Consider the following 16,102-nt stretch of genomic DNA (forward strand, 5'->3'; position numbering starts at 1 on the left):
ACGGAATCCCCATGGCGCTCAGTTTCATCAAAAAGGTCTTCACCTTCGGCAAGCCGGCTGAAGAACCTGTGCCCGCGACCGTGGAAAGGGAGCTGGAACCGCGTTCGCGCGACGAAGATCTGCCGGTTGCCGACGATCCGGTGCTGGCCGAGGAAATGTATACGGCCGGCGGGCCGGCTGCCGATATTGACGAGGGCGGAGTCGAGGCAGCGGTTGCTGAAGATGATGTCGAATCCGCAATCCTGCCCGCCGCCGACCAACTGAGCGATGTGGGTGTCGTGCCGTTATCGCTGCTGGAAGCTGAGGCGGCAGTGGAGGCCGCGCAAGATACCCCCCCTACCCTGCCGGGCGTCCCCCCCACAGGTGGGGGGACTAAGCAGCTGGATGCCGATCGCCAGACAATAGATGCGGAGAGTGAGTCTGCTGCTTCGGATGATTCAGTCGATGCGGCGGAAAACATTGCCACGAGTTTCCCCCCACCTGTGGGGGGGATGCCCGGCAGGGTAGGGGGGGAAGCCGCAGATCGCGAGTTTTCGGCCGAAACGCCGCTGCCGCCATCCGAGCCGATAGAATCGCCGCCGACCGTTGAGCCCATCCTCCCCAAAGGCTTCGCCACCGGCCCGAAGGTCGTCGAACCGGAACCGATTGTCCCGCAACCGAAACTCAGCTGGTTCCAGCGCCTGCGCAATGGCCTTGCACGTACCTCCTCGCAACTGACCGGCCAGATCACCGCGCTCTTCACCAAGCGCAAGCTCGACGACGACACGCTGCAGGATCTCGAGGACCTGCTGATTCAGGCCGATCTCGGCGTCGAGACCGCCATGCGCGTCACCGACACGCTCGCCTCCGAACGTTATGGCAAGGATGTGACCGGCGAGGATGTCAGCCGGATCATGGCGTCGGAAATCGCCAAGGTCCTGAAGCCGGTCGCCAAGCCGCTGCAGCTCGACCTCTCGCACAAGCCGCATGTCATCCTCGTCGTTGGCGTCAACGGCACTGGCAAGACGACGACGATCGGCAAGCTTGCGGCCAAACTTTCCGGCGCCGGGCTGAAGGTGATGCTGGCCGCCGGCGATACGTTCCGGGCGGCGGCGATCGAGCAACTGAAGATCTGGGCCGACCGGACGAAATCCGAATTCATCGGCACCAAGCTCGGCGCCGATGCCGCCGGCCTTGCCTATGATGCTTTCGAACAGGCAAAGGCGAAAAAATGCGACGTGCTGATCGTCGATACGGCCGGGCGCCTGCAGAACAAGGCAGAGCTGATGGCCGAGCTTGAGAAGATCGTGCGCGTGCTCGGCAAGCTCGATCCCGATGCGCCACATACCGTGCTGCAGACCCTCGATGCCACGACCGGGCAGAATGCGCTGAGCCAGGTCGAGATCTTCCGCAACGTCGCCGGCGTCAACGGGCTGATCATGACCAAGCTCGACGGCACGGCGCGCGGCGGCATCCTCGTCGCCATCTCCGCCAAGCACAAGCTGCCGGTCTATTTCATCGGCGTCGGCGAGGGCGTCGAGGATCTGGAGCCGTTCGAGGCCGAGGATTTTGCCCATGCCATTGCCGGACTTCCCCAATGATGCCACAGATATGCCGCCGAAAGCCTGCAGGGCACGGCCGGAAACAGTTTCCAGGAAAACAGGTTTGAAGAACGCATGAGTACCGAAAGCGATATCACCCCGTCTGCTGCCGACCGGCATCACCCGCTGCTGAAACTGGCGCTGGAACTCGGGCCGCTGCTGATCTTCTTCTTCGCCAATCTGCGCGGCCAGTGGCTGGTGGAGACGTTTCCTGCTCTTTCCGAATTGGGCGGACCGCTGTTCGTCGCGACCGGGCTCTTCATGGCGGCGACGATCATCTCGCTGATCGTTTCGAAGATCGTTCTCGGCCATCTGCCGATCATGCCTTTCGTATCCGGCATCGTCGTCGTCATCTTCGGCTCGCTGTCGATCTGGCTGCAGAACGAAACCTTCATCAAGATGAAGCCGACCATCGTCAACGCGCTCTTCGGGGTGGCGCTGCTCGGCGGGCTGGCCTTCGGCAAGTCGCTGCTCGGCTATGTCTTCAATGCCGCGTTCCAGCTCGATGCCGAGGGCTGGCGCAAGCTCACCATCCGCTGGGGCATCTTCTTTCTCTTCCTTGCCGTGCTGAACGAAGTCGTCTGGCGTAATTTTTCCGACGGTACCTGGGTCGCCTTCAAGGTCTGGGGCACGATGCCGATCACCATCATCTTCACGCTGGCGCAGATGCCGTTGGTGCTGAAGCATAGCGTCAACCTGGAAACGGACGGCGAGAAGTGAGCGCTGTCGATGCAGAGTCTCGCGTAAGACACCAGAATTTCTGGTTTGTCGCCTGCCTTGCGGTCCTGATCATTCAGGTCGTCGCCGAATATATGATGGGCCGCGTGCCGATCTGCGCCTGCGGCACTGTCAAGCTGTGGGAGGGCGGGGTCAATACCAGCGGCAATTCGCAGCATCTATCGGATTGGTACACGCCGTCACACATCATCCACGGCTTCCTGTTCTATGGGCTCGCGCATCTCATCCTGCGCGGCAAGCCGCTGGCGGCAAGGCTGCTGCTGGCGCTCGTCATCGAATCCGGCTGGGAGCTGCTCGAGAATTCACCTCTCATCATCGACCGTTACCGTACGGCGACGATCGCGCTCGATTATTACGGCGACAGCATTCTGAATTCGGCGATGGACACCGTCTTCATGTGCGTCGGCTTCTTCTTCGCGCGGCGCGCGCCGGTGGCGCTGACGGTAGCGATCGCCATCTTCTTCGAGATTTTCACCGGCTACATCATCCGCGACAACCTGACGCTCAACGTGGTGATGCTGATCTGGCCTGTGGAGGCGATCAAGGTCTGGCAGAGCGGGCTTTAAGGCTTCTTTGTCAGATAAAACCCCTCCCCAACCCTCCCCACAAGGGGGAGGGACTAACTCGTGGCATCGCCTCGCAAACCAGACCAACTGCACACTGGACGTTCGATAGGACGCACGGCAAGAGCCGCACGTTAAGTCCCTCCCCCTTGTGGGGAGGGGTCTTCGAGCAATCGTTACGAAGCCGGCTTCCCGAGCGCCTTTTCCATCGCTGGAAAAAGCCCTTCCTTCAGGCTGATATCGTCGAAGGGTCCGACGCGCTTGTAGAGGATCGTGCCGTCAGGCCCGACTAGATAGCTTTCCGGAATGCCGTAGACACCCCAGTCGATCGCTGCCTTGCCGTTCGGATCGATGCCGATCGCCTGGTAGGGGTTGCCGAGCTCGCCGAGGAAACGCAGGGCGTTGTCGCTCTGGTCCTTGTAGTTGATGGCGACGATGTTCAGCCGTCCGTCTTTTGCCAGTTCTTTCAATATCGGATGTTCTTCCCGGCAGGGGAGGCACCATGAGGCAAAGACGTTGACGAGGGTCAGCTTGCCCTTGATTGCCGCATCGGTCAGCGCCGGCAGGTTGGCGCCGTCGAGCGGCGGCAGGTTCAGCGCCGGCGCCTTGGTGCCGATCAGGGCGGAGGGAATTTCGGCGATGTTCTTGCCATGGAAATCCTGGTCGTAGAGCATCTTTGCGGCCGTGGCCGCAATGCCGCCGAAGACGACGAGCGGCAGCAGCGCCAATGCGTAACGGCTCAGCCCGCGCGGCTTGGCGACGGTGTTTTCCGGCGTGTCGTTCATTCGCCATCCCCCACACCGACGTTGGGGCGCGCCGAACGGCGGCGGATGCCGGCAGCCTCAAGGGCTGCAAGTTCCCTGCGGCGGGCGCGGCCGTCGGCCCAGGTCCAGACCGTGACGACGATCGTTACCAGGGCTGCAAAGCCATAGGAAGCGTAGACGTAGAAGGCATGCGTCACGGCTATTCCTCCCGGCTCGCCATGCGGGCGGCAAGACGGCGCTGGGCGGCAATGCGGCGGCGCCAGATCTCGTTCCTCATTGCCATGATGTGCAGGGTGAAGAACAGCAGGGTGAAGGCGATCGCCATGACAAAGAGCGGCCGCAGAAATTCCGGATCGATCGCCGGCCCACCGAGGCGCAGCACGCTTGCCGATTGGTGCAGCGTGTTCCACCACTCGACCGAGAATTTGATGATCGGAATATTGACGAAGCCGACGAGGATGAGCACGGCGCTGACGCGCGCGGCCTTCGACGGATCGTCGATGGCACGGCTGAGCGCAATCAGCCCGAGATACATCAGGAAGAGAACGAAGACGGAGGTCAGCCGCGCATCCCAGACCCACCAGGTGCCCCACATCGGCTTGCCCCAGAGCGAGCCGGTGACGAGTGCAAGCAGGGTAAAGGCGGCGCCGATCGGGGCTGCGGCCTTGGCGGAGACATCGGCCAGCGGATGGCGCCAGACCAGAGTGCCGATCGCCGAGGCGCTCATGATCGTATAGCACATCATCGAAAGCCAGGCCGAGGGCACATGCACATACATGATGCGCACGGTCTCGCCCTGCTGGTAATCGCCTTCGGTGGCGAAGCTCAGATAGAGGCCGGCCGCGAAACAGAGGGCGGTGATGCCGGCGAGCCACGGAATGGCGCGCGCCGCCAGCGCCAGAAACCGCGTCGGGTTGGCGAGATCGCTGAATTTGCTGATCGAAAGGCTGGTTTGGCTCATGACCGTTTCCTTACCTTGATCCGGCTTTTCCCGCAATCGAATGGCTCATCAATCCGCTGTGTTTCGCAGCGCCAGGGCGGCGGCTGCCGGGCCGATGACGGCAAAGAAGAGTGTCAGCGCAATGAGAATCAGGAAGGGTGGCAGGAAGGGGGCGGGATCCTCGACTGCGGCATAGGTGGCGCTGACGCCGAAGATCAGCACCGGGATGGTCAGCGGCAGCACGAGGATCGAGACCAGCAGGCCGCCGCGGGGCAGCGCCACGGCAACGGCAGCACCCACGGCGCCGATGAAGGTGATGGCAGGCGAACCGACCAGCAGCGTCAGCATCGTGGCAGCAATCGCCGTCTCGTCCATGTTCATGAAGAGGCCGAGCAGCGGCGAGGCGATGACCAGCGGCAGGCTGGTGGCCGTCCAATGGGCGAAGCATTTGACCAGCACGGTGAGGACGAGCGGCGTTTCCTGCATCAGCATCAAGTCGAGCGATCCGTCGTCGCGCTCGGCCTGGAACAGGCGGTCGAGGCCGAGAAGGGCGGCAAGCAGGGCGCCGATCCAGACGATGGCGGGGCCGATGCGCGACAGCAGTTTGAGATCGGGGCCGACGCCGAAGGGAATGACGGCGACGATGGTCAGGAAGAACAGCACGCCGATCAGTGCACCGCCGCCGGCGCGGATCGAGAGTTTCAGGTCGCGGAGGAAGAGGGCGGTCATGCGGAGCACTCGTTGCGAGGATGTGAGAAAGACCCCTCACTGTGAGCGGAGAAAAACCCCTCCCCAACCCCTCCCCACAAGGGGGAGGGGCTAAGTCGCAGCCCGCAATGGCGGTCAAAAGCCAAGATCTCGCAAGCTGTTATCGTTCTGCGGACTGCAAGGATGAGGTTTGCATGAGGCAGCGCGGCATCATAGCCCCTCCCCCCTGTGGGGAGGGGTTGGGGAGGGGTTTTCACGCCATACCCGTAAACCATCATCCCCATACCCCCGCATCGACCCCGGCAAAGCCCGTCATCTTCAATTCCTGCGAATTCCTCAGCCCCAGCGGTTGATGCGTTGCCGCCAGCACGATGCCGCCCTTTGTCTGATGCGCTTCAATCAAATCGGCAAGCAGCCGGTCGGCGCTGGCATCGAGTGCGGCGGTCGGCTCGTCGAGGATCCAGACTGGGCGGTGGGCAACGAGCAGCTTGGCGAAAGCCATCCGGCGCTGCTGGCCGGCGGAGAGATAACCGAAGGGAAGGTGGGCGATGCCGGCAAGACCGACGGCGTCAGTGGCGTCCTCGATGGAATGGGCGGCGGCGGAGCCTGTATTGCCGAGAAAGGTGCGCCAAAAATCGAGGTTTTCTGCAACTGTAAGTTCACTCTTCATCGCATTTCGATGGCCAAGGTAGTGGCTGACCTCGCCGGGATGCCTGCCTCCCGGGCTCTCTTCGTCGCAGAAGATGACAGTGCCTTTTTCCGGCCTGAGGAGGCCCGCGACGACGCGCAGCAAAGTCGACTTTCCCGATCCGTTTCTTCCCGTGAGGACAAGCGCCTTGCCGGCTGCCAAGTGAAAGGAAATGTTAACGAAAATGAGATCTTCACCGCGCCTTGCAGCCAGATTGTCGGCAGTGAGATGCATGCGGCGGCTCTTTCCTGGTTTCGGCCTGCGGCGGTCAAAAAATGTCCGATTTTGACCGTGCTCGGGTATGGCAAGTTTTTAGGAAATTATCTATAAGACCTGCAACCACGCCAGCGGTCGGCGTGAATTTCATCCTTGCGCCGAACTTGGAGCGTCTGTTCCACGTGCGGACAGCGGAAATGGCCGTACCCGCATCCTGATGTGCATTAAGTGCATAGGCGTTCGCACGACTGTGTTGGCTATCAGAAACGGGGTCTCTCGTGTCTAAATCTCTTGACAGTTTCAATTGTCGTTCCACGCTTTCCGTCAACGGGAAGGACTATGTCTATTACAGCCTGCCTAAGGCTGAGGCAAACGGTCTGGCCGGCGTGTCGAAGCTTCCCTATTCGATGAAGGTGCTGCTCGAAAACCTGTTGCGCTTCGAAGACGGCCAGTCGGTCACCAAGGAGCACATCCTGGCCGTTGCCGAATGGCTCAACAATAAGGGTGCCGTCGAAAACGAGATCGCCTATCGCCCGGCGCGCGTGCTGATGCAGGACTTCACCGGCGTTCCCGCCGTCGTCGATCTTGCCGCGATGCGCGACGCGATGGTGTCGCTCGGCGGCGATCCCGAGAAGATCAACCCGCTCGTTCCGGTCGACCTCGTCATCGACCATTCCGTCATCGTCGATGAATTCGGCACGCCGCAGGCTTTCGCCAAGAACGTGGAGCTGGAATACCAGCGCAACGGCGAGCGCTACCGCTTCCTGAAGTGGGGCCAGCAGGCCTTCAAGAATTTCCGCGTCGTGCCTCCCGGCACCGGCATCTGTCATCAGGTCAATCTCGAATATCTCGGCCAGACCGTCTGGACCAAGGAAGAGGACGGCGAGACGATCGCCTATCCCGACACATGCGTCGGCACCGACAGCCACACGACGATGATCAACGGTCTCGGCGTTCTCGGCTGGGGTGTGGGCGGTATCGAAGCGGAAGCTGCGATGCTCGGCCAGCCGGTCTCGATGCTGCTGCCCGAAGTCATCGGCTTCAAGCTGACCGGCAAGCTCAAGGAAGGCGTCACGGCGACCGACCTCGTTCTCACCGTCGTGCAGATGCTGCGCAAGAAGGGCGTCGTTTCGAAGTTCGTCGAATTCTTCGGCCCCGGCATGGACAACATGCCGCTCGCCGACCGCGCGACAATCGGCAACATGGGCCCGGAATACGGCGCGACCTGCGGCTTCTTCCCGGTCGACGGCGAAACCATCAACTACCTCACAATGTCCGGCCGCACGCATGACCGGATCGCCCTTGTCGAAGCCTATTCGAAGGCGCAAGGCATGTGGCGTGAGGGCGACGGTTCCGAGCTCGTCTTCACCGATAAGCTGGAACTCGATCTTAGCGACGTCGTGCCGTCGATGGCCGGCCCGAAGCGTCCGGAAGGCCGCATCTCGCTCGAGAACATCGCGACCGGCTTCGCCGGCTCGATGGACGCGGATTACAAGAAGCCCGGCCAGCTGAATAACCGCTATGCCGTCGAAGGCATGGATTTCGATCTCGGCCATGGCGACGTGGCGATCGCTGCCATCACATCGTGCACCAACACCTCCAACCCGTCAGTGCTGATCGCCGCCGGCCTTCTTGCCCGCAACGCCGTTGCCAAGGGACTGAAGACGAAGCCGTGGGTGAAGACTTCTCTGGCGCCGGGAAGCCAAGTCGTCGGCGAATATCTCGCCAAGTCGGGCCTGCAGGCCGATCTCGACAAGCTTGGCTTCAACCTCGTCGGCTTCGGCTGCACCACCTGCATCGGCAATTCCGGCCCGCTGCCGGCACCGATCTCGAAGACGATCAACGACAAGGGCCTTATCGTTTCCGGCGTTCTCTCCGGCAACCGTAACTTCGAAGGCCGTATCTCGCCCGACGTGCAGGCGAACTACCTCGCATCCCCGCCGCTCGTTGTCGCTTACGCGCTTGCCGGCACGGTGCAGAAGGATCTGACCAAGGAGCCGATCGGCGAGGACGAGAGCGGCAACCCGGTCTATCTCAAGGACATCTGGCCGACCTCTAAGGAAGTCCAGGAATTCATCCTGAAATACGTGACCCGCGAGCTCTACGAACGCAAGTATGCCGATGTCTTCAAGGGCGACGTCAACTGGCAGGCCGTTCAGATCCCGCCGGGCCAGACCTATGCCTGGGACGACGATTCGACCTATGTGCAGAACCCGCCCTACTTCGTCGGCATGGGCAAGAAGGGCACCGGCGTCTCCGACATCAAGGGCGCGCGGGTTCTCGGCCTGTTCGGCGACAAGATCACCACCGACCACATCTCGCCGGCCGGTTCGATCAAAGCGGCATCGCCAGCCGGTGCCTACCTCATCGACCACGACGTCGCCGTTGCCGACTTCAACCAGTACGGCACGCGCCGCGGCAACCATGAAGTGATGATGCGCGGCACCTTCGCCAATATCCGCATCCGCAACCACATGCTCGGCCCAAACGGCAAGGAAGGCGGCTACACCATCCATTACCCGTCGAAGGAAGAGACCTCGATCTACGACGCCGCGATGCAGTACAAGCAGGAAGGCGTGCCGCTCGTCATCTTCGCCGGTGTCGAATACGGCAACGGCTCTTCGCGCGACTGGGCTGCCAAGGGCACCAACCTGCTCGGCGTCAGGGCTGTGATCGCCCAGTCCTTCGAGCGCATCCATCGCTCGAACCTCGTCGGCATGGGCATCATCCCCTTCGTCTTCGAAGAGGGCACGACCTGGCAGAGCCTCGGCCTCAAGGGCGATGAACTCGTCACCATCGAAGGTCTGGAAAAGATCAAACCGCGCGAGAAGAAGATTGCCAGGATCACCTATAGCGACGGCACTGTGAAGGAGGTTCCGCTGCTGTCGCGCGTCGACACGCTCGACGAGGTGATCTACCTCAACAATGGCGGCATCCTGCAGACGGTTCTGCGCGATCTCGCTGCCTGATTTTTTAAGAGATGCGCGTGATAATAGCCGCCGGAGAGCAATCTCCGGCGGCTTTTCTTTGATGCGGACAGTATTTGGACGGGCTCACGATGATTTGTTTTACGCAGGTTCCGGTCGGGCTAGGTCTCACCCGTTCGTGACTTTCCGTTTGGACCCCGAGGGATTATTCGTACGTTCATATCAGCGCCCCGGTTCAAACATGCCGCCGGCGCTGAAAAAGAGGTGCAGGTGAATGTCCCCCCGTTTTTTGATTCCGCTGATTGCCGGCGTTGTTCTCTCAGGCCCGCTGCAGGCCGAAGACGGTACGCCGAAAGGTGTCGTCGAACTCTTCACGTCTCAGGGCTGCTCCTCCTGTCCTCCCGCTGATGCCGCTTTCCGCAAGCTGGTGAACCAGGGCGATGTTATCGCGCTCGCCTACCATGTCGACTACTGGAATTATCTCGGCTGGGCCGATACGCTGAGCTCCAAGGAAAACACCGAGCGGCAGTATGGCTATGCCAGGACGATGGGCCGCAGCAACGTCTATACGCCGCAGGCGATCGTCAACGGACGCGGCCATCTGGCCGGCGCCGATCTCAGCGGTATCAACAGCAAGATCGACACCTTTAGCAGCGAAGGCAACGGGCTGACCGTTCCGATCAGTGCCGCGATGCGCGGCGACGAGTTGGAGATCAAGATCGGCGCGGGACAGGGCAAAGCCAATGTCGTGATGGTCTATTTCGATAAGGAAAAGACGATCGACGTCGAAAAGGGTGAGAACAGCGGCCAGAAGATCTCCTATCTGCACAGCGTCACCAATGTCGAAACCGTCGGCATGTGGGACGGCAAGGCAACGAGTCTGACGTTGCCGGCAAGCGTCCTGCAGCGGCCGCAGCTCGAGGGCTGCGCCATCCTGCTGCAATCGGCGACCGCAGACGGCGATCCGGCTGCGATCCTTGGCGCGACCGTAGTGATGGCTGGCAAAAATATCTGAGATTCCATCCGCTTTCGGATGAAGTTCTGGGCGGCCCGGCCGAACGTATTCGGGGCTGGGGTTAAGGTCGATACGCTCCGCCGGGCCCTTTGGCGCGCTGGCGCCAAACTGGAATGCATAAATCTCCTGCAAATGAGGCGCTGTTTTGACTGAAATGCGGCGCTGCGGAGAAAGCGTCGGCCTGCCCGGCGTCCTTGCGCGAGAGACGCGCGGCGCTGCAGTGCGGCTGAATGTGACGGCCGGCGCTCTTGCAATTTGCAGCAGCTCGGGCAAACTGTCACTCTCCTGTCACAAGCGGAGGCCTCGGGAGACTGATGACAGATCAGCCGGATTTGCGACACGGCGAGAGCCGCTCCGTCGACAATAGTTCCTCAGTCGTCGTCGATCTCAGGGAATACAGACAAAGCAAGGATCCGCTTCCGGTGACCTTCCAGCGGCGCGAGCTGGACGCGATCCTCTGGATCTACGGCCGGATGGTCGGTGATGGTGACTGGCGCGACTACGCCATTGATCATCTGAAGGACAGGGCGGTTTTTTCCGTTTTCAAGCGTTCCGGCGAAATGCCGCTCTTCCGCATCGAGAAAAACCCGAAGCTCGCCGCCAAGCAGGGCGCCTATTCCGTGATCAACACCAACGGCACCATCCTGAAGCGCGGTCACGAGTTGAACCAAGTGCTGAAGGTGTTCGACAAGGCCCTGAAGCTGGTCGACAAATAAAGCGCGTCGCGCTTTAAGTCTCTGTTTTATGCATGTCGTTATCCCAAAACCGTTGCACACTTTTGGGCGACATGCATTAAGCCGCATCAGCCGGCAAACAGCGTGCCGGGATAGACGGACGGATCCGGATCGCTCGTCATGGCTTCGCCGAGCGCGCGCTGCATGAACATCGTGTCCAGCCAGCGGCCATGCTTATAGCCGGTGCCCTTCATCAGACCGACTTCCTCGAAGCCGGCTGCGCGATGAAGCGCGATCGAGGCCGGGCTGGCGCCGCCGATGACGGCTGCCATCTGACGAAAACCGAGTCCGGTGCAGCGGTCGATCAGTTCGGCAAGCAACGCCTTGCCGATGCCCCGGCCGCGGACCTCAGGCGCCAGATAGATCGAATCCTCGACCAGCCAGCGATAGGCAGGACGCGTGCGAAACGCCGAGGCATAGGCGTAGCCGAGCAGGGTTCCATCCGCATCGACCGCGGCGATATAGGGATATTGCTGGCTGACGATGGCCGCAAAACGTTGCGCCAGCTCGGCCTCGGACGGCGGCACGATCTCATAGCTCGCGACGCCGTTCAGGACCGATTCGCGATAGATATCGGCAATGGCGGGAATATCGGCTTGCGTGGCATCGCGCAGGAGGAAGGACATTTTGGCGGCAGATCCATTGGGGAGCATATCTCTTCCTAGAGCCTTTCCGGGTTAGATTGAAGCATTCTGTTGGCTCAAACGGAGTCGGATGGTCGACCGGCCGGCGCGCGTCGTAGCCCAGCTCTACGGCCAAGCCGGCCGGTCGATCAGCCGGCCCGTTTCAGCCAACCCGAAGGGCCGGGCATCTTTCCGCCAGGATCAAAGGCGATCGGCTCGGACGTACCTTGGGGTATGCCCTTCGCCAATCGCCTCTGCCCTGACGAAAACCTGCTCCGGCAGAATGCTGCAATCTAATCCGGAAAGGCTCTAAAACCATCCCGCGAAAGCCTGCGCAACAAAAAAGGCGGCCGAAGCCGCCTTTTCGATCTCAGTCTGCCCTGCTTATTTACGGTTGCCCATGAACTGCAGCAGGAACATGAAGAGGTTGATGAAGTCGAGATAGAGCGTCAGCGCGCCCATGATCGCCTTGCGGCCGGCGACGGCGACGTCATCGGCTTCCAGGTACAATTCCTTGATCCGTTGCGTATCATAGGCGGTGAGGCCTGCGAAGATCAGCACGCCGAGTACCGAGATCGCGAACTGCACGGCGGATGACGCCAGGAAGATGTTGACCAGCGAAGCGATGATCAGGCCGAACAGACCCATGATCAGGAACGAGCCCATCGCCGACAGGTTACGCTTCGTCGTGTAGCCGTAAAGCGACAGCGCGCCGAAAGAGGCGGCGGTGACGAAGAAGGTCTGCACGACGCTCTGGCCCGTATAGATCAGGAAGATCGACGAGAGCGACAGGCCGACGAGCGCGGCATAGACCGCAAAGGTCGTCTGGGCGGCGGCCACCGTCATCGAATTGATCCGGAAGCTCAGGAAGAACACCAGAGCCAGCGGCGCCAGAATGACCACCCACTTCAGCGGGCTCACATAGATCGCCTGACCGAAAGCGGTCAGTTCGCCATTGGCGAAGGCGAGTTGGAACGACAGATATGCGGCCACACCGGTGATCGCCAGGCCCAGCGCCATCAGGTTGTAGACCTTGAGCATATAAGCGCGCAGGCCTTGATCAATCATCTCGCCGGTCTGAACGCGGCTTTGATAGTTACGAAGATCAGCCATAGTTTCCTCTTACAAGCTCCGATGGAAATACGGTGTCGGGGTTTTCGACCCGGGCGCCGCTGCGGAGCTCCAGCATGCCTGCGAACAATATGAGGCTTTCGCCCATTGCAAACAAGAGGCTTGCAAAGCCTCGGCCGGTTAAATCGCCGTAAGGTGAAGGGTTTGAGTGCCGCTGACTGGTCAAAGCTCGCGCAAAACGGGGGCCGCCTTCTGTCCAAGGATGCGCCAGGTACCGATCAGGCCGATGCCGACGGTTAGGATGAGCGCGGTCACAAGCGTCAGTCCGGCCACGTCGGGCAGAAAGGTCGAGGGCAGCCGCATGATGCGGGCGACGATGAACCAGGCGGCAACCCCGCCGGCGATCAGCGCGAAGATCGCAGTTGCGAGGCCGAGGATCAGATATTCGTAGCTGAAGGCGCGGATCAGCATGGCGCGCGTGGCGCCGAGCGTCTTCAGCACCACCGCGTCGTGGGTGCGCGCCCGGTTTCCGGCGGCAAGCGCGCCGGCAAGGACGAGGATCGAGGCGATGAGGGCGACGGAGGCTGCGGCGCGGATCGCGGTCGCCAGCTGTGCGACCAGCTGGTTGACGATATCGATCGCGTCCTTGACGCGCACGCTGGTGATCGTCGGATAGGTGTTGGTGACCGATTTCAGGATCGCGGCATCTTCCGCCGGTGTCGAAGAGGGATCTGTCAGGGTCGCCAGCCACGCATGCGGGGCGCCGCGGAAGGTATTCGGCGAGAAGACCATGACGAAATTGATCGACAGCGATTCCCACTCGACGCGGCGCAGACTGGCGATCTTCGCGGTGATGTTGCGGCCGAGCACATTGACGGTGACCGTATCGCCGATCTTGAGGCCGAGCTCATGCGCCTCTTCCGAGGAGAAGGAGACGAGCGGCTCGCCGCTGTAATCCTTGTCCCACCATTTGCCTTCGGTGAGGGCGGCGTTCTCCGGCAGGGTTTCGGCATAGGTGATGCCGCGGTCGCCGTTCAGCACCCAGCGGCCGGCTGCCGGCACGTTCATCTTGGTGACGTCCTCGCCGTTGAAGGCGATGATCCGGCCGCGCAGCATCGGCACCTCGACGAGCTTGCCCTGCGGCGCCTGCGCCTGGACGAGATCGCGGAAGGCATCGACCTCGGCGCTCTGGATATCGACGAAGAAGAAGTTCGGCGCACCCTCGTTCATCCGGTCGGTCAGCTGCCGGCGCAGGTTCCCGTCGATCAGCGTCAGGGTTACCAGCAATGCCAGGCCAAGGCCGAGCGAGAGGACGACCGAGGGCGTCAGTGCGCCGGGGCGGTGGATGTTGCCGATCGCCAGCCGCAGCGCCGGCGAATTGACGCGCGGGCTGCGGCGCGCGAGCCAGGCGATCAGCGCGGCGACCAGACGCAGGACGACGAAGGCGAAGACGATCGCGCCGACGAAGACGACGGCGATGAAGCGGTCATAGGCGGTAAGGATGGCAAGGCCGGCAAGGCCGGCCATGAACAGGGCGGCAAGCAGAATATAGGGCCAGGAAGGCAGGCGACGGGCCTCGAAGCCTTGCTCGCGGAAGAGGGCCGTCGCCGGCACTTCGCGGGCGTGGCCGAGCGGCAGGATGGCGAAGGCGAGCGTCGTCAGGATGCCGAAGAGCGTGGCGAGCAGCAGGGCGCCGGGATAAAGGGTCGGCGCAGTCGAGACCGGCAGAAATTGCGCCAGAAACTGGGCGGCGAAGATCGGCGACAGGGCGCCGATGACGAGGCCTATCAGGATGCCGCCGAGAGCGATGATGGCAATCTGGAAGAGGTAGATCAGAACGACGACCTGCGCCGGCGCACCGAGACATTTGAAGGTGGCGATGGTGGTGCGCTTGGAATCGAGGAAGGCGCGCACCGCATTGGCGACACCGACGCCGCCGACGATCAGTGCGGTGAGGCCGACCAGGGTCAGGAACTGCGAGAAGCGAGTGATATTTTCGGTGAGAGAGGGCGCGGCACGGTCGCTGGTGCGGATCGCCCAGCCGGCGGCGGGGAATTCCTTGGAGGCGCGCGCCTGGATGCCCGACATCGCGCCCTTGTCGTTCAGCCTGATCTTGTAGGCATGTTCGACCAGGCTTCCGGTCTGGATCAGTCCGGAGGCTTGGAGCGCCTGGCGGCTGACGAGCAGACGCGGCGCAAAGCCAAAACCTTCCGACAGCGCATCCGGCTCGGTCTTCACCGTGCCGGTGATGCTGAGCTTGACGTTGCCGAGCAGCAACTCGTCGCCGACGGCAAGCCCGAGCCGATCGAGAAGGAGGGGCGCTGCGACCGCGCCATAGGTGCCGCTTTGGCTGGAAAGCAGCGCTGCAAGCGGATAGTCCGGCTCGGCCACGAACTTGCCGTAGAGCGGGTAGGCTTCATCGACGGCCTTGACCTCGACCAGCGCCTGATCGGAACCGTCGGGCTTGCGGGCCATCGAGCGCAGGCCTGTCGACACTGAAAGGGTGCCGAGGCCTTCGAGGAAACCGATTTCCTGAGGCGTGGCTTCGCGGTTGTTGAGTTCGAAGCGGACGTCGCCGGCCAGCAGCTCCTGCCCCTGCGAGGCGATCGTGTCGGTGATCGACTGCGAAACGGAATTGACGGCGGCAATGGCGCCGGTGCCGAGCGCGATGCAGGCAAGGAAGATGTAGAAGCCGCGGATGCCGCCGCGCAGCTCGCGCAGGGCCAGGCGAAAAGCGAGCGAGACGCGTGGCGTGACGATCCTCATGCGATCGCCGCTTCGCTACGGCGGGCGGCGCTGTCGCTCTCGATCCTGCCGGAGCGGACGCGGACCTGGCGCGAGCATCGGTTTGCAAGCGAGACGTCATGGGTGACGAGAAGCAGGGTCATGCCGCGTTCGGCCTGCTTGGAGAACAAGAGGTCGGCGATCTGGCGGCCGGTCTCGGTATCGAGATTGCCGGTCGGTTCGTCGGCGATCAGCAGGGCCGGCGACGGGGCGAGCGCCCTGGCAATCGCCACGCGCTGCTGTTCGCCGCCGGAAAGCTGGCCGGGATAGTGGTTCAGCCGCTCGCCAAGGCCGACCGATTTCAGCTCGCGATGAGCGATCTCGAAGGCGTTGCCGACATTGGCGAGTTCGAGCGGCACGGCGACGTTTTCCAACGCCGTCATATTGGCAATCAGGTGAAAGGACTGAAAGACGATGCCGATGTTGCGGCCGCGGAAATCGGCGACCTGGTCCTCGCTCAACGCGTGGAGCGGCGTGTCATTGATGTTGATCTCGCCGCTGTCGAGCTTCTCCAGCCCGGCAAGAACCATCAGCAGGGTGGATTTGCCGGAACCGGAAGGGCCGACGATGCCGACGGATTCGCCGGCCGCGATATCGAGATCGATGCCCTTCAGCACATGGACGGAGGCGGCTGCGCTGCCAAGGGTCAGATCGGCGCCCTTCAACTCGATAATGGTTTTTGCCAACAGAAATCGCCCTATATAAGTCCGTAATGGAAAGGCCGCATAACGGCACCTCGCCAATCTAGGGA

At 62.0% G+C, this 16,102-nt stretch carries 15 protein-coding genes; 6 read left to right on the forward strand and 9 right to left on the reverse strand.

The window, feature by feature from the left end; all coding sequences use genetic code 11:
- Window positions 1-11 precede the first annotated feature (11 nt).
- From ftsY to ACIPSK_RS27725, 3 genes are all read left to right on the forward strand, one after another.
- On the forward strand, window positions 12-1,580 hold the full coding sequence (gene ftsY, locus ACIPSK_RS27715; protein WP_162116906.1) for a signal recognition particle-docking protein FtsY: 1,569 nt from the start codon (window positions 12-14) through the stop codon (window positions 1,578-1,580).
- A 75-nt stretch (window positions 1,581-1,655) separates the two neighbouring features.
- Entirely contained in the window at window positions 1,656-2,300 is a 645-nt protein-coding gene (locus ACIPSK_RS27720) for a septation protein A (RefSeq protein ID WP_017966185.1), read from the forward strand.
- Window positions 2,297-2,884, forward strand: a complete 588-nt coding sequence (locus tag ACIPSK_RS27725) for a DUF2585 domain-containing protein (protein WP_162116905.1) — start codon at window positions 2,297-2,299, stop codon at window positions 2,882-2,884. Before ACIPSK_RS27720 ends, ACIPSK_RS27725 begins: the two co-directional genes overlap by 4 nt.
- Window positions 2,885-3,057: 173 nt before the next feature.
- Here ACIPSK_RS27725 and ACIPSK_RS27730 read toward each other — a convergent pair whose 3' ends face one another.
- From ACIPSK_RS27730 to ccmA, 5 genes are all read right to left on the reverse strand, one after another.
- Window positions 3,058-3,666 carry a DsbE family thiol:disulfide interchange protein gene (locus ACIPSK_RS27730; protein WP_162116904.1) on the reverse strand — a complete coding sequence of 203 codons (609 nt, stop codon included), beginning with the start codon at window positions 3,664-3,666 and terminating at the stop codon, window positions 3,058-3,060.
- Window positions 3,663-3,842 carry a heme exporter protein CcmD gene (gene ccmD / locus ACIPSK_RS27735; RefSeq protein WP_017966188.1) on the reverse strand — a complete coding sequence of 60 codons (180 nt, stop codon included), beginning with the start codon at window positions 3,840-3,842 and terminating at the stop codon, window positions 3,663-3,665. The genes ACIPSK_RS27730 and ccmD overlap by 4 nt, the downstream gene beginning before the upstream one ends.
- Before the next feature lie 2 nt (window positions 3,843-3,844).
- Window positions 3,845-4,606 carry a heme ABC transporter permease gene (locus ACIPSK_RS27740; RefSeq protein ID WP_162116903.1) on the reverse strand — a complete coding sequence of 254 codons (762 nt, stop codon included), beginning with the start codon at window positions 4,604-4,606 and terminating at the stop codon, window positions 3,845-3,847.
- 48 nt (window positions 4,607-4,654) lie between these two features.
- A complete protein-coding gene (gene ccmB / locus ACIPSK_RS27745; protein ID WP_162116902.1) occupies window positions 4,655-5,314 on the reverse strand; it encodes a heme exporter protein CcmB in 660 nt (219 codons plus the stop codon).
- A 253-nt stretch (window positions 5,315-5,567) separates the two neighbouring features.
- Window positions 5,568-6,215, reverse strand: a complete 648-nt coding sequence (ccmA, locus tag ACIPSK_RS27750; protein ID WP_162116901.1) for a heme ABC exporter ATP-binding protein CcmA — start codon at window positions 6,213-6,215, stop codon at window positions 5,568-5,570.
- Between the two features lie 260 nt (window positions 6,216-6,475).
- Here ccmA and acnA point away from each other — a divergent pair, with 260 nt between their 5' ends.
- From acnA to ACIPSK_RS27765, 3 genes are all read left to right on the forward strand, one after another.
- Complete coding sequence (gene acnA / locus ACIPSK_RS27755) at window positions 6,476-9,166, forward strand: aconitate hydratase AcnA (RefSeq protein ID WP_162116900.1); 2,691 nt, start codon at window positions 6,476-6,478, stop codon at window positions 9,164-9,166.
- A gap of 232 nt (window positions 9,167-9,398) precedes the next feature.
- On the forward strand, window positions 9,399-10,139 hold the full coding sequence (locus ACIPSK_RS27760; protein WP_162116899.1) for a DUF1223 domain-containing protein: 741 nt from the start codon (window positions 9,399-9,401) through the stop codon (window positions 10,137-10,139).
- A gap of 314 nt (window positions 10,140-10,453) precedes the next feature.
- Window positions 10,454-10,855: a DUF2794 domain-containing protein gene (locus tag ACIPSK_RS27765; RefSeq protein ID WP_162116898.1), complete on the forward strand. Its 402-nt coding sequence runs from the start codon at window positions 10,454-10,456 to the stop codon at window positions 10,853-10,855.
- A gap of 86 nt (window positions 10,856-10,941) precedes the next feature.
- On the opposite strand, the gene ACIPSK_RS27770 is transcribed toward ACIPSK_RS27765, so the two are convergent.
- The 4 genes from ACIPSK_RS27770 to ACIPSK_RS27785 all read right to left on the reverse strand — a co-directional run bounded on the left by ACIPSK_RS27770 (window position 10,942) and on the right by ACIPSK_RS27785 (window position 16,037).
- Complete coding sequence (locus ACIPSK_RS27770) at window positions 10,942-11,499, reverse strand: GNAT family N-acetyltransferase (protein ID WP_162116897.1); 558 nt, start codon at window positions 11,497-11,499, stop codon at window positions 10,942-10,944.
- A gap of 381 nt (window positions 11,500-11,880) precedes the next feature.
- Window positions 11,881-12,609, reverse strand: coding sequence for a Bax inhibitor-1/YccA family protein (locus tag ACIPSK_RS27775; protein ID WP_162116896.1), 729 nt, complete (start codon window positions 12,607-12,609; stop codon window positions 11,881-11,883).
- A gap of 180 nt (window positions 12,610-12,789) precedes the next feature.
- A complete protein-coding gene (locus ACIPSK_RS27780) occupies window positions 12,790-15,333 on the reverse strand; it encodes an ABC transporter permease (RefSeq protein ID WP_162116895.1) in 2,544 nt (847 codons plus the stop codon).
- Window positions 15,330-16,037, reverse strand: a complete 708-nt coding sequence (locus ACIPSK_RS27785) for an ABC transporter ATP-binding protein (protein WP_162116894.1) — start codon at window positions 16,035-16,037, stop codon at window positions 15,330-15,332. The genes ACIPSK_RS27780 and ACIPSK_RS27785 overlap by 4 nt, the downstream gene beginning before the upstream one ends.
- Window positions 16,038-16,102: the final 65 nt, after the last annotated feature.

This window comes from Rhizobium sp. LARHSG275, from assembly GCF_052871115.1.

Bases quoted from the DNA above. Each gene is read 5' to 3' on its own strand.
- ftsY (WP_162116906.1), top strand. From the start codon at position 12: ATGGCGCTCAGTTTCATCAAAAAGGTCTTCACCTTCGGCAAGCCGGCT.
- ACIPSK_RS27720 (WP_017966185.1), top strand. From the start codon at position 1,656: ATGAGTACCGAAAGCGATATCACCCCGTCTGCTGCCGACCGGCATCAC.
- ACIPSK_RS27730 (WP_162116904.1), bottom strand. From the start codon at position 3,666: ATGAACGACACGCCGGAAAACACCGTCGCCAAGCCGCGCGGGCTGAGC.
- ACIPSK_RS27740 (WP_162116903.1), bottom strand. From the start codon at position 4,606: ATGAGCCAAACCAGCCTTTCGATCAGCAAATTCAGCGATCTCGCCAAC.
- ccmB (WP_162116902.1), bottom strand. From the start codon at position 5,314: ATGACCGCCCTCTTCCTCCGCGACCTGAAACTCTCGATCCGCGCCGGC.
- ccmA (WP_162116901.1), bottom strand. From the start codon at position 6,215: ATGCATCTCACTGCCGACAATCTGGCTGCAAGGCGCGGTGAAGATCTC.
- ACIPSK_RS27760 (WP_162116899.1), top strand. From the start codon at position 9,399: ATGTCCCCCCGTTTTTTGATTCCGCTGATTGCCGGCGTTGTTCTCTCA.
- ACIPSK_RS27765 (WP_162116898.1), top strand. From the start codon at position 10,454: ATGACAGATCAGCCGGATTTGCGACACGGCGAGAGCCGCTCCGTCGAC.
- ACIPSK_RS27770 (WP_162116897.1), bottom strand. From the start codon at position 11,499: ATGTCCTTCCTCCTGCGCGATGCCACGCAAGCCGATATTCCCGCCATT.
- ACIPSK_RS27775 (WP_162116896.1), bottom strand. From the start codon at position 12,609: ATGGCTGATCTTCGTAACTATCAAAGCCGCGTTCAGACCGGCGAGATG.
- ACIPSK_RS27780 (WP_162116895.1), bottom strand. From the start codon at position 15,333: ATGAGGATCGTCACGCCACGCGTCTCGCTCGCTTTTCGCCTGGCCCTG.